The sequence below is a fragment of the Binatus sp. (SeqCode) genome, from assembly GCF_050013435.1.
Classification (GTDB): Bacteria; Desulfobacterota; Binatia; order Binatales; family Binataceae; genus Binatus.
Window position 1 is genome coordinate 47,311 of the sequence record NZ_JBEKFG010000006.1, and the last position, 12,398, is coordinate 59,708.

11 protein-coding genes are annotated in these 12,398 nt (G+C 63.4%); 2 read left to right on the plus strand and 9 right to left on the minus strand.

Going from position 1 to position 12,398, the window contains the following annotated elements; all coding sequences use genetic code 11:
• Positions 1-36: 36 nt before the first annotated feature.
• From ABSB13_RS02205 to zwf, 4 genes are all read right to left on the minus strand, one after another.
• Positions 37-951, minus strand: coding sequence for a PhzF family phenazine biosynthesis protein (locus tag ABSB13_RS02205; RefSeq protein ID WP_428105140.1), 915 nt, complete (start codon positions 949-951; stop codon positions 37-39).
• 152 nt (positions 952-1,103) lie between these two features.
• Complete coding sequence (locus ABSB13_RS02210; RefSeq protein WP_428105142.1) at positions 1,104-2,339, minus strand: acetyl-CoA acetyltransferase; 1,236 nt, start codon at positions 2,337-2,339, stop codon at positions 1,104-1,106.
• 45 nt (positions 2,340-2,384) lie between these two features.
• Entirely contained in the window at positions 2,385-3,671 is a 1,287-nt protein-coding gene (locus tag ABSB13_RS02215) for a 3-hydroxyacyl-CoA dehydrogenase family protein (protein WP_428105144.1), read from the minus strand.
• A gap of 264 nt (positions 3,672-3,935) precedes the next feature.
• Positions 3,936-5,459 (minus strand): glucose-6-phosphate dehydrogenase, encoded by a 1,524-nt coding sequence (zwf, locus tag ABSB13_RS02220; protein ID WP_428105146.1) that lies wholly within the window; start codon positions 5,457-5,459, stop codon positions 3,936-3,938.
• 179 nt (positions 5,460-5,638) lie between these two features.
• Between zwf and ABSB13_RS02225 the strand changes: the two genes are divergently transcribed.
• Positions 5,639-6,082: a VanZ family protein gene (locus ABSB13_RS02225; protein ID WP_428105148.1), complete on the plus strand. Its 444-nt coding sequence runs from the start codon at positions 5,639-5,641 to the stop codon at positions 6,080-6,082.
• Between the two features lie 273 nt (positions 6,083-6,355).
• On the opposite strand, the gene ABSB13_RS02230 is transcribed toward ABSB13_RS02225, so the two are convergent.
• From ABSB13_RS02230 to ABSB13_RS02250, 5 genes are all read right to left on the minus strand, one after another.
• Positions 6,356-7,024, minus strand: a complete 669-nt coding sequence (locus ABSB13_RS02230) for a glutathione S-transferase family protein (RefSeq protein ID WP_428105149.1) — start codon at positions 7,022-7,024, stop codon at positions 6,356-6,358.
• Entirely contained in the window at positions 7,024-7,740 is a 717-nt protein-coding gene (locus ABSB13_RS02235; RefSeq protein WP_428105151.1) for an HAD family hydrolase, read from the minus strand. The genes ABSB13_RS02230 and ABSB13_RS02235 overlap by 1 nt, the downstream gene beginning before the upstream one ends.
• A gap of 245 nt (positions 7,741-7,985) precedes the next feature.
• The gene (locus ABSB13_RS02240; protein WP_428105153.1) at positions 7,986-8,483 is read right to left on the minus strand and encodes a TIGR03668 family PPOX class F420-dependent oxidoreductase; all 498 of its coding nucleotides are present in this window, start codon (positions 8,481-8,483) and stop codon (positions 7,986-7,988) included.
• A complete protein-coding gene (locus ABSB13_RS02245; protein WP_428105155.1) occupies positions 8,483-9,262 on the minus strand; it encodes a HEAT repeat domain-containing protein in 780 nt (259 codons plus the stop codon). The genes ABSB13_RS02240 and ABSB13_RS02245 overlap by 1 nt, the downstream gene beginning before the upstream one ends.
• Before the next feature lie 136 nt (positions 9,263-9,398).
• Positions 9,399-10,478, minus strand: a complete 1,080-nt coding sequence (locus tag ABSB13_RS02250) for a lipoyl protein ligase domain-containing protein (protein WP_428105156.1) — start codon at positions 10,476-10,478, stop codon at positions 9,399-9,401.
• 206 nt (positions 10,479-10,684) lie between these two features.
• On the opposite strand from ABSB13_RS02250, the gene ABSB13_RS02255 reads away from it, so the two are divergent.
• On the plus strand, positions 10,685-12,391 hold the full coding sequence (locus ABSB13_RS02255; RefSeq protein WP_428105158.1) for a thiamine pyrophosphate-binding protein: 1,707 nt from the start codon (positions 10,685-10,687) through the stop codon (positions 12,389-12,391).
• The last annotated feature ends 7 nt before the right edge of the window (positions 12,392-12,398 follow it).

The window sequence follows — 12,398 nt, forward strand, 5'->3', positions numbered from 1 at the left end:
AATGCGGCTCGTGATTTTAATAGCGTCGCCCGCGCGCTAGAGGAAGATCGCGCCTTCGCCGACGATCGCGCAGCGGCCGCCGATTCGGATGGCGAATGCGCCGCTGTCCTTGCGCACGACCTCGACGCGAATCTCACTGGGCCGTCCCATCTCGACGCCTTGCTGGATCAGAAATGAAAGGGATGGTTGAGGTTTGATCAATCCGTATGCGGCGGCGTAGGCGCCGAACGGAGCCGCGGCGCTTCCGGTCGCCGGGTCCTCCGGGATTGCGTCGGTATGCGGCGCGAACATCCGCGATCGAGCGGAGAACTCGCCCGACTCGCTCGCGACAAACATATATATAGGAAGCATCTGCCCGCCCGTCTTGAACAGCGCCGCGAGCGCGGCGACGCTGGAGACGCATCTCGCGAGCGCGTCGATCGTTCGAAGCGGCACGAAGGTGAATGGAAATCCGGTCGAGACAATCTGCATCGGCAGATCGTCGCGGATGTCCGCCGCGGCGATGCCGAGCGCCTTCGCGACACGCCCGCGATCGATCCGCTTCGCGCCGAACTCCGGCTCGCGATGCGCCATCCAGACAAAATCCGGCCTGCCGCCAGTACTCTCGATCGTGACGGTCACCGGCCCGATCCCGAGTTGCAACGTCGCATCGACCTTCGCCGACTCGAGCGCGATCTCGCCGCGACTCGCGAGCACCCATGCGGTGCCGACCGTGGGATGCCCGGCCATCGGAAGTTCGCGCCTCGGCGTGAAAATCCTCACGCGCCGTGCGGCGCGGGGATGTTCGGCCGCCATCACGAACGTCGATTCGCTGAAGTTCATCTCATGCGCCAGCTGCTGCATCTCGCTTGCGCCGAGCGCGGCAGCGTCGGTGAAGACCGCGAGTTGATTGCCGCCGAAAGGCCGCGACGTGAAGACATCTACGAGGGCAAACGGAATTTTCCTGGACATTCGGCGATTGTGCCGCGGCGGCGCGCGCGAGCCAATCGGGAATTGACGGGATGCAGCGACTCAAAACCGGTACCGGCTTCGCTGGCGCGAAGCTGTCCGAGATCCTTCCCTGTGCTCGCGTTGCTCGCTTCGGTCAGGATGACACGGGCGCTTTACTTGCCGACGATGAACGCGCAGCTGGTGGTGGCGCTGCCGCCGAGGTTCAGCATCGCAAATTTCTTCGCACCCTCGACCTGGTAGTCGCCGGCGCTATCGGTTATCTGCCGGTAGCAATCGAGCATCTGGCGCACGCCGGTGGCGCCGACCGGATGGCCCGCGCCGATGAGCCCGCCGCTGGGATTGATCGGCAGCTTGCCGCCGAGCTCGATCACGCCTTCCTCGATCGCCTTCCACGATTCGCCCGGCTTGGTGATTCCAAAATGATCGATCGCCATGTACTCGGAGGTGGTGAAGCAGTCGTGGGTCTCGATTCCCGAGAGCTCGGCGACGGACGCGATGCCGGCGCGCCTGAAGGCGTCGAGAATTGCCTGGCGGGTATGCGGCAACACGTAGGTGTTGTCCCTGCTCTCGGCGACCTTGGTGTCGAATTCGAGCGACGCCGTGTGATGGCCCCATCCGAGGATGCGCGGAATGTCGGCGAGCGTCTTGCCGTTGCGTTTGGCCCACGCGCCCGCAAATTTTTCCGAGGCGAGGAAAAGCGTGACGGCGCCGTCGGTGACCTGCGAGCAATCGCTGACTTTGATGCGGCCGCCGATGACCTGGTTGAATTTGCTTTCGTGCTGCGCGTGACTCTCGCTCATGAACCAGTTGCGGGTCTGCGCGTTGGGATTGCGCTTGGCGTTGGAATAATTCACCGCCGAAATGTGCGCGAGGTGTTCGTCCTTGAGGCCGTAGCGCTTGTCGTATTCGTCGCCGAGCCGGCCAAAGAGTTTCGGAAACGGGAATTCGATTCCCTTGGCTTCGCGCTCGTACCACGCCGCGGTGCCCAGGATGTCGCCGCCGACGGTCGAATTGACGGTCTTCATTTGCTCGACGCCGACCACACACGCCAGGTCGTAGCGCGCGGCCTCGATGTCGGCCGACGCCGCGATCAATGCGATCGAGCCCGACGCGCATGCCGCTTCATGACGGCTGGTCGGCAGCCCGGAGAAAGCGGGATCGATCTCGAGGAAAAATGCGCCGATATGGCCTTGCTTGGCGTACAGCTCGGCGGCGAAGTTGCCGACGTGGGCAGTTTCAACTTCGCGCGGCTCGATCCGGGTGGCTTCGAGCGCGCCCAAAGTTGCCTCGCGCATCGCGGCCACGAAATGTTTTCCTTCCTTCGACCAGTTGCGGGCAAAGTCGGTTTGCGCTCCGCCCAATACGTACACCGGTGCTGGTTTCGTCATCGCGTGCTCCTGTCGATCATCGAATTGCATTATCCAACAATTCAATTATCCAACAAAGGTCCGGCCGTATTCGAGTATGCCACCGGAAAACATTCTAGCACCGCTCGCTGCGGCTCTTTCGACGACGGCGGGGACGGTCAGCTTGAGCTTTTGCAGCATCGCCACCGTGTTCTTCGCGCCGAGCAAATCGACGATCGCCGTGGGCGGCGCCCAGTTGAAGCCGTACGACATGATCGTGTCCACGTCGTCCGAACTCGCGGCCACTTCGCCGACCCGGTTCAGCGCGTAGCTGACGTAGCCGAGCACGACGCGGCGGCATAGGTCGGCATCCGCGCCGCCGGCTTCGGCGAGGACCTTCAACGCGTCGCCGTAGCGGCCCACGTGATGCAACTGTTTCATCTTTTCGACGAACTCGATCGGCGCGGGTTTCTGGTAGTTCTCGTGCCCGCCGGTCTTCGGATCGAGCACGAAGACCTGCTTGCCCGCGCGGCGATAGAAGCCGCCGCGCTCGGGAGTCTTGTCACCGAGGCATCCCTTGTGAAGCGCGGCATTCATATACGCGGGCATCGCGAAGGACTCGTGCGCCTCGTCTTCGCAGTTGGCATGGACGTTGTTGACGATCGCCTTGTGCACGTCCCATCCGACCAGATCGATGGTGGCCAGCGGCGCCATCGCGCGCCCGGTATGCGGCCCGATCAAATAGTCGATAAACGCGACGCCGTGTTCGGCGGCCAGTTGCGCGGTTTCGTTGAGGACCTTGAAGCCGACCCGGTTGCCGACGAACGCGGGCATATCTTTGCTGACGATCACCCTGCGGCCCAGCCGTTTCGTCAGCATCGCGACGACGCCTTTTACCACCGCGGGATCGGTATCGGGTCCTGGAATGACTTCGGTGCCGACGATCACCTGCGGCGGATTGAACAGGTGGACGCCGAGGAAATTGCGGCGGAACGAATCGCTTCGTCCGCGCGCCATTTCCGCAACCGACAGTCCCGAGGAACCCGACGCCACGATCGTGTCGGGACGCCGGCTGTTGTCGATCAGCTCGAAAAATTGCCGCTTGAGCGGCAGATCTTCGGCCAGCGACTCGAACACGATCGCTGCCTCGCCAACCGTGCGGCCCAGATCGCTGTCATACGCGCCCACCGAGAGCCGCTCCGCGATCGCTTCCGCGCGCGCGTCGCTCTGCGCGTCGGCGAATCCCAGCGCGGCTTTTTCGCAGGTCCGCGCCAGCAACGTGACGCTGTATCCTCCCCCCGCCAATACGCATCCCGCGCCCGCGCCCATGGTGCCGTTCGCGCCGATAATTACGACCTTGTTGTTGTTGGCCAAGCAGCTCTCCGGTCCTCGTGAAGTTATGCTTTCGTCAAGCGGCGCTCCCGCCGCCGAACTCTAATGCGCTCGCGATCATCCGAACTGCCGCGCCTCGAGGCGCGGGTGCTCAAAGCGGTGTTGGGGCTCATCGAGGCTGCTTGGTGGCGCTGTGCCGCCGCAGCCGCGGGCCGCAAGAGATGTTATCCGAGGGCGGCCATCCGTGCCAAGCAGGATGCACCGGCGCGCGAACGGTATCCGCCGCCGCGCGAAAAAATTCCCGGGTCAGGGTTCATGCCATACTCGCCCGGCCGTGCGGATCAACTCGTCGGCCTCATTGGGTCCCCAGCTTCCGGCCGGATACTCGGCCATCGGCACGCGTGCGCCGTCGCTCCACAAATCCGATATTCCCTGCACTAACTCCCACGACTTCTCGACGAACTGCGCGCTGGGGAACAGCGTATGGTCGCCGTCCATCACGTCGAGCAGGAGTCGTTCGTATCCGTCGGGCGAGGCGCCGTCGCCGAACGCAGTCCGGTAGCTGAGATTCATCCGCACCGGTTGCAGCACCAGGTCTAGCCCCGGCCGCTTGGTCATCACGTCGAACGAAAAACCCTCGTCGGGCTGAATCCGAATCGTCAGCGCGTTGGCCGGAATCACCGAATCGCGATTGAACAGAATTTGCGGCACGTCCTTGAACTGGACGTAGATCGAGCTCGCCCGCCGCTTCATCCGCTTGCCGGTCCGGATGAAAAATGGCACCCCCGACCATCGCCAGTTGTCGATATACATCTTCAGCGCGACGAACGTCTCGGCGCGCGAATTGTCGGGGACTCCCGGTTCGTCCATGTAACCGGCGACCTGCTTGCCGTCTGCGTCGACGCCCGCGCCGTACCGCGCCCGCACCGTATTCGCGCGCGCATGCTCCGGCGTGATCGGACGGATCGTGCGCAGCACGTTGAGCTTCGCGTCCCTGATCGCCGTCGCGTCGAGCGACACCGGCGCTTCCATCGTGAGCAGCGACAGCGTTTGCAGGATGTGGTTCTGCACCATGTCGCGCAGCGCGCCGGCGCGATCGTAAAACGCCGCCCGGGTACCCACACCTTCCGCCTCCGCCACGGTGATTTGCACGTGATCGACGTTGCGGCTGCCCCACAGGCGCTCGAAAATATTATTTGAGAAGCGCAGCACCAGCAGGTTCTGCACGGTTTCCTTGCCGAGGTAGTGATCGATGCGGAAAATCTGCGACTCGTCGAGATGCTTCACCAGCACGCGGTTGGTTTCGAGCGCGCTCGGCAGGTCGTGGCCGATTGGTTTTTCGACGACGACGCTGGAGAAGTTCGGTGCATCGGGCGCATTGATTAGGCCGGCCTGCGCAAGCCGCTCAACCGACTCGCCAATCGCTTCGGGAGGGGTCGCCAGGTAGTAAACACGATTGGGCGGAATACCGCGGGCTTTTTCGATAGCTTCAAGTTTCGCTTTAAGTTTTGCGAAGCCGTCGGCACGGTCGAGCCCGGATAAATAGTCGAGGCCGTCTGCGAACGTCGCCCAGCAGGCTTCGTCGACTTTCAGGCGCGAGAACCGGGTGGTCCAATCGTGCGCACTTTGGCGGAACTGGTCGAGCGACATTTCGCGCCGCGCAAATCCCAGCACCGCGCTTTTCGCGGGCATCATGCCCTGGCCGCACGCGACCAGATTGTACAGCGCCGGGATCAGCTTGCGCTTGGCCAGATCGCCCGACGCGCCGAATATTACCACTGTGCACGGCGGTGCCGGTTGGGCTCGTTGTACGGTCAGTAGATTGTCCATCTCGCGGCCTTCCTTATGAGATTACGCGGCGCGTGGCCCCACTGGTAACGCAAGGCGATGACTGATAAGTGTGGCACGTTCCGCATCTTCATGAAAAAGCCGCTCGCCCGAAATCTCCGCATGACTTCCGACTGCGCAACTCCCGGCGCGCATCGCTCATGAAAACGACGGCCAACTAAATGCCGGCAGCGAAATCTTTATCGCATGGCGCGTCGGAGCCCGCTCCGCTCGGCGCATGGGTCCCGGTAGTTTTGTGGGGCGTCTTGATCTTTATTCTCTCGACTTCGGCGTTTACCGCCGTCAACACCAGCCGGATTATCGACCCGATGCTGCGATGGTTGCTGCCCGGAATCAGCGCCGCGTCGGTTGACGTATGCCACAATCTGATTCGCAAGGCCGCGCATTTCACGGAGTACGGAATCCTCTTCTGGCTGCTGATCCGCGGTCCGATGGCGCGGCGGCCGTACCTGGCGTTGTTGCTTTGTGTAGTGTATGCGCTGACCGACGAGGGCCATCAGGCGTTCGTGCCTGGTCGCACCGCGTCGCTATATGATGTTGCACTCGACTCGACCGGCGCGCTCTTCAGCCATTTCTTGACCACCGCGATCGCCGAACTCGCCTAGGCAGGGCTGAGCCCTGCACCCAGTATTAAGGCCGCCCCCCGTTCGCGGCGGCATGAAGGAAGAATCACCTGCGCGGTGGGCGGCAGGGGCTGCAGCCCCTGCACCCGCAGTGAGAAGACGCGAAAATCTGCGCAGCGCATCTTTTCGCGACTACGCGATAGAAGAGCCTGCAGGTTCGCGGTCTCTTAATACTGCGCTGCCGTCGCCGTGTGGCCGTGGCCGCGCGCGACAACGGAGCGCGGCCTTAACCTTGGGTGCAGGGGTCACCCCTGCTCAGCCCTGCTCTTCGAGCGCTGAGCTGATCCGATCGACTCGTCCGAAGAACGCGCGCAGATTTTTCATGTCGGCGGGGATTTTGAGATCGCCCGTGAACGCCAGGTAGAACAACTGGCCATAGAGCGCGAAATCCGCCAGCCCGATCCTGCCGGTCAGAAACGGCATGCTCGCGAGTTGCTCCTCGAACGGCGCCAGGGCGGCGCGCGCGCGTTCCCAGTTGGCCGAATGCTCCGAGATAGTTCGATCGACAAAACCCGTGCCGTACTTGCGCTCGCGAATCAGGCGCCATAACGCGGCGCGATCCGCACCCTCGCGAACGTGAATCGCGAGTTCGTCGGCCAGCGCGACGCGATACAGCGCATCCTCGAGTTGGTTGTCGATGTAATCGGCGAGGACGAGATGCATCCCGCGCCATCCAGGGGGGAAAATCGTCGGCTCGGGATAAAGCTCCTCGAGTCGCAGCGCGATTGCCGCGGAATCGACGATCGTCTCGCCGCCCTCGAGCGTGACCGCCGGCACCATTATCTGCCCCGACGCGATCAGCAATTCCTTGCGCTCCAGGTAATCAACCTCGACGACTTCGAACTCGACGCCCTTGAACGCGAGCAGCTTGCGCACCTTGGCGCAGAACGGGCTGCCGATAAATTGGTACAGCTTTGCCGCCATCATCGTGCTCCTATGCTTTTTTTCGACCCGCTGATCGAAAGAGCGCGCAAAATCTCGTCGAGGTCCAGCCCGGAAATCGAATCGCGCACGACGTCGGCCGCCGCGAGATCGGCCGCCGCCGCGCTATGGCATAGCGCTAGCACTTTCATGCCCGCGCGATGCGCCGCCTCGATTCCGGCCCGCGTGTCCTCGACCGCGACGCATTCGTCGGCCCGGATCTGATCGCGCGGCCGAAGGATAGATCCAAGCCGCCCAAGCGCCGCGATGAAACCGTCAGGCTCGGGCTTGCCGCGCGCGACGTCCTCCGCCGCGATAATGTCGAGAAACAACTCGCGGAGTCCGGCGCGGCGCACAATCGCTTCGGCCTCGGCGCGCAGCGTACCGGTCGCGATCATCAGTGGAAACCGATTCGCGCATTCGCGCGCGAACTTCGCGGCGCCCGGGTAGAGAACCTCGCGATTCGCAATCGTCGCTTGATAGACCGTGGTCTTGCGCGCCATCAGGCCCGCGATATGTTCCTCGCCTGCGTCCATCCGATTCTCGCGCAGCACCATGGCGAAACAATCGTGATCGTTAAGTCCAATCAGCCGCGAGAAGTATTCGCCGCGTGGGATTTCGATTCCTTCGGGCCGCAAAACCTCGTTGAAGGCGGCGAAATGGATCGGCTCGGTGTCGACGAGGGTCCCGTCGAGATCGAATATGACGGCGCGAATCATGCTCGAACTATGCTTGCCACGCCCGGCTTGGCCTTGGAAGTGGCCGCGGTCAGGAGCGCAGCTAGGAAGGATCCGGGATTCTTCGCTACAACAACTTTCGCTCTAGAATGACACAAAAAAAGAGCGATCTGTCTCCCCCCAATCCCTTCTAACAGGGCGAAGCCCGAATCTTCTCTTCCTCGCTAAGGTGCAGGGGTCACCCCTGCCCAAGGAGGTGCGGAACCCACGGTGGGTTCCGCATTCCATTAAGCGATGCTCGGCTTGGGTTGGAAGCGCGCGCCCCATGCGTGCACGCTGACCGGCTCGACCTTCACGATTGGATTTTTCTCCGGCGTCAAGCTCATCGCGCGGTATTGCAGATATTTGTCGCGCAGATGGCGTATCGCGCCGATATATTCCTCGGGGTCTTCGACCACGCGGGCGTGTCCGCGAATCAGCACGTACGCGAGCTGCGACCAATCCTCTTCATAGTGATCGATCACGATAGCGACGCGCGGATTTTCCGCGATATTGCGCATCCGCTTGAGCGCCAAACCGGTTTGACGCTTGGGTTTCTCGTCGATTGCGAAGTAGATGCGCTCGCCGTCGAACCAGTAGCAGAGCGGGACGTTGTGCGGAGCGCCGCCGCCGTCGGCGGTTGCCAGATGGGCGACGCGGGCACCGGCGACAAACTCCCGCACGTGCGGATCGCCAAGCCGGGTGGCCGGATCGCTTGCCGCGATGGGTTTCGCTTTCGTTGCCATCAGGGTTTCTCCATCCGGTTTTTCTCCGGCCGGCTTTTCTCCGTCCGGTTTTTCTCCAGACGATCGAGCGCGCCGCGCGCGGCTCGCGCCAGCGACTCATCGGAGCGGTCGGCCGCCGCGGCCGCGAGCGCAGCGGTCGCGTCCGCGGTTGCGCTTTGAAGATTGCCGAGCGCCGAGGCTGCGGCGCGGCGCACGCCCGCGTCGGGATCGGATTTGAGGCATCCGAGCATGATTTTCGCCGCCGCTTCCGGCGCGTCGCGCAGCTGCGACAGCACTGCCAACCCGGCCAGCCGCACGTGAACATCCGAGTCGTGCACGGCGCGCTCGACGACGGCGAGCAGCTCGGGGCCGGTGATACCGAGGTCGCGGAGGCAGTAGAGCGCCATCTTGCGCGCGTTGTGGCGGCTGGCGGGATCGGCAGCGAGTTTGAGCAGGCGCGCGCTAATCGGCGCAAGATTTTCGCGCCCGAGGCGGACCATCAGGCCGGTTGCCGCCCATCTGATATCGCCGTCGTCGTCGGACATCGCCTCGCACAGCGCGTCCGCGCAATCCATCGCAAATTCGCCCGCGCCGATTTGGCCCAGCGCGTAAGCCGCAGCCCATCGCACGCGGTGATCGGTGCTGGCGATTGAGTCGCGAAGTTTTTCAGTGACGATTGGGTTGCCTGCGACGGCGATCGCCACGAGTTCATCGATCGCACGGCGTTGCACGGTTTTGCGCGCGTCGCCAAGTTCCCGCATCGATTTCTCGATGACGGCGGTGCCGGTTGGTTTTAACATTGGGTGCAGGGGTCACTCCTGGCCGTGGCGACGGCAGCGCCGTATTAAGCCGTTGGCAGGGGCCGCGCCCGCCAACGGCGGGCGGCCTTAATACCGGGTGCAGGGGTCAGCCCCTGCCAGGGGTCACCCCTGCTTTTCAATTTACGCCCGCGATAAGCCGCACCAGATTGGACAATTCGCCCGCGCCAAGAAAGAAATTGCTTTTGTTGTTATCGTTGTCGCCGAAGGTCTTCGCGACCGCATGTGAGACCGACGCCAGGTCCAGCGGATGGCCGCGAAGTTCGCTTTCGAGCGCGGCTATCGCCGGTGAATTGGCGATGAAATCCCCGCTGAGGCGCGCGGCCTCGATGGTGCCGTCGGCTCTGAGCACGACTGCAGCCTCGATCGCTCCGAGTTGCGATGCGATTCGATTGCGAAGCGTCGGCGATGGTCCCGTGGCGGGCAAGTGAATCCAGTCTGAGGTGGCAAGCGCGCGCGCGCGGTGCTGGGCCTGGGTGGATTCGATCGCAGTCAACTCGCGGCGTCGAGGCTTGCCGAGCGAACTGCCGTAGCCGGACGCGATCGCGCCGGCGAGCTCGTCGAAAGATATGTCGCGAGCAAGCTCGCGGACCACCTTGGTGGCGGACGCGGCGTCATACATGCGGCACGAAAGCGCGCCGTCGGGGTCGATGCGCTCCAAATCGTGGACGAGTTCTTCCATTCCGCGATTGTGCGCGATCGCCGCCTCGAAAAGCATCGCGCCCGCGGCGTCAGTCTCGAAAGTGCACATGGCAATCTCGCGCTGCTCGAAGGTTATCGCGTCGCGGCCGGGGTAGAAACAATCGATTCCGAGCGCGCGCATCCCGGTCAGGATGCCGCGAGCGTAGCGATTCATGATCTGCTCGGGCTTCAGTTTTTTCGCTTTTTCCACCGGCGCAGCGTCTTCCATCAGCAGCGCGGTGCGCGTCGGAGCAATCAGCGCAAGCCCGAGCCATCCCTGGCCCGCGCCGACGACGCGGCCACCGGTCAGACGCCGTATCACGTTGATTCCGTCGCGCTCGGACGCTGCGCCAAATGAATGATAGCGGCCGATCGAGATGCAGCGGCCCGGCGACGCGTAGATGAGCAGGATCGGCGGTGTTTGGCGCGTGGCGATCGGGTCGAGGAAGTGGAGCTCGAGGCCGACGAGATCGTCGGGAGCCAGCGCGGGCGCGAGGATTACGTCGAGCTCGGGCATGAGTCGATCGTATCCGCGCGGATTGGGCCGGGGAAGGCGGGGGTCTGGATTCGAATGCGCAGGCGCGGCTTGCCTCGGATTCGGATTCGATCGTAATGTCCGCATTATTGATGAGGATAGGGGTTGCCGCCGCCCCAGGCGTTTTCTTGTTTCGATTGCTTCATTGCTTCAATACCAACTAACCGGCGGCCCCACGGGAGAATTTTATGAGCGAAATTACTGGAGCAGAGCTGCTTCTGCGATGCCTGGTCGGCGAGGGTATCAAGTTCGTGTTCGGACTCCCGTGTCCGGAGGTCGATCCGCTGCTCTCCAAGTTGGAGCAGTACGGAGTGCGACTCGTCCCCATTCGCCACGAGGCTGCCGCCGTCCACATGGCCGAAGGGCTGTACAAGACGACCGGCCAGGTGGCGGCAGTGCTTGGCAACCCCGGTCCCGGATCCGCGAATCTGCTCCCCGGCGTGATCACGGCGCGGCACGAGGGCGTGCCGGTCGTCGTTATCACCGCGCAGCATCGCCTGGGGATCGTTTATCCGTCGTCACCGGCGACCTTCCAGGGTCAGGATCAGCTCGAAGTCTTCAAGCCCGTGGTCAAATGGGGAGGCCCGATTCTGTCCTGGGATCGTATCCCCGAAGTGATGAGGATTGCGTTTCGCGAGATGTGGATCGGGAGGCCCGGGCCGGTTCATATCGAGATACCGGCGCCCGTGATGTACGCGACGGGCGACGATGCAAAGGTCCGGCTGCAGACGCCGAATCAGTACCGGGCAGCGGGTCCGCGGGCCTCGCAGGCGCAGCTCGAGGAGGCGGCCGGGATGCTCGCCGGCGCCAAACGGCCGCTGGTGATCTCGGGCGGCGGCGTAGATCGCGCCGGAGCGAACGAAGCGCTCCTGGCGATCGTCGAGCTGCTCAAGTGTCCGGTCATCGGGACGATAGCCGGGCGGTCGTCGGTGCCGATCGATCATCCGAATTTCCTCAACGGCTACGGCCCTGGCGCGGACCTCGCGCGCCGCGAGTCCGACGTCATCCTGGCCGTGGGCTCGAGGATGGGTAACCTCGACGTTCCTTACGACAAGTACTGGGGCGATCCCGCGGGTCAGAAGCTCATCCAGGTGGATATCGATCAGCGCAACATGGGCGTCACGCGGCCGCTGGCGCTCGGGATCGTTTCCGACGCGAAAAGCGCGCTCGAGGGCTTGCTGCCGATGCTCAAGGGGGAGCGAGCCCGGCCCAGGGGCGGGGAGGATACGCGGCGCTACCGGGAGGTTGCCACCAAATGGTTCGATGAGCGGTTCGCACCGGTCGCGGCCTGGAAGGGACCCGGGATTCATCCGGCGCTCGCGATGCAAGCAATCGGCAAGGTCTTCGGCCCCGACGCCATCTATGTCGCCGACGGCGGCAACACTTCGTTGTGGGCAACCTGGTTTCTGCCATCGACCAAGCCGCGGTCGTATCTGAACATTCTCGAACTAGGCATGCTCGGCACGGGAATCCCTTCCGCCATTGGAGCGAAACTTGGCAACCCGGCGCGCGAGGTGGTGTGCGTCAGCGGCGACGGAGCGGCGGGGTTCAACTTCATGGAGATGCAATCGGCGGCGCGCGAAGGCCTGAAGGTCAGGACCGTGGTGTTCGCCGAAGGTTCGTGGACGATGGAGGAGCCGAATGAACGGATGCTCTTCGGAAAGACATTCGGCACCGAGATGGGGACAGTGCGATGGGACCGGGTCGGCGAGGGCTTGGGCTGCAAAGCGTTTTACGTCGAACGCATGGAAGACCTCGAAGCGGCGCTAAACGGCGCTAAGGGATCGGATGGACCGGCGGTCATCTGCCTGAAGACCAATCGCGATGCCAACCTGGCGATCCCCATGGAGCTCGGCATCCGCTTCGCCGAGGTGTACCAGGGTCCAATGGGATGAGGTGGCA

Bases quoted from the DNA above. Each gene is read 5' to 3' on its own strand.
- ABSB13_RS02210 (WP_428105142.1), bottom strand. From the start codon at position 2,339: ATGACGAAACCAGCACCGGTGTACGTATTGGGCGGAGCGCAAACCGAC.
- ABSB13_RS02230 (WP_428105149.1), bottom strand. From the start codon at position 7,024: ATGGCGGCAAAGCTGTACCAATTTATCGGCAGCCCGTTCTGCGCCAAG.
- ABSB13_RS02235 (WP_428105151.1), bottom strand. From the start codon at position 7,740: ATGATTCGCGCCGTCATATTCGATCTCGACGGGACCCTCGTCGACACC.
- ABSB13_RS02205 (WP_428105140.1), bottom strand. From the start codon at position 951: ATGTCCAGGAAAATTCCGTTTGCCCTCGTAGATGTCTTCACGTCGCGG.
- ABSB13_RS02245 (WP_428105155.1), bottom strand. From the start codon at position 9,262: ATGTTAAAACCAACCGGCACCGCCGTCATCGAGAAATCGATGCGGGAA.
- ABSB13_RS02240 (WP_428105153.1), bottom strand. From the start codon at position 8,483: ATGGCAACGAAAGCGAAACCCATCGCGGCAAGCGATCCGGCCACCCGG.
- ABSB13_RS02250 (WP_428105156.1), bottom strand. From the start codon at position 10,478: ATGCCCGAGCTCGACGTAATCCTCGCGCCCGCGCTGGCTCCCGACGAT.
- zwf (WP_428105146.1), bottom strand. From the start codon at position 5,459: ATGGACAATCTACTGACCGTACAACGAGCCCAACCGGCACCGCCGTGC.
- ABSB13_RS02225 (WP_428105148.1), top strand. From the start codon at position 5,639: ATGCCGGCAGCGAAATCTTTATCGCATGGCGCGTCGGAGCCCGCTCCG.
- ABSB13_RS02255 (WP_428105158.1), top strand. From the start codon at position 10,685: ATGAGCGAAATTACTGGAGCAGAGCTGCTTCTGCGATGCCTGGTCGGC.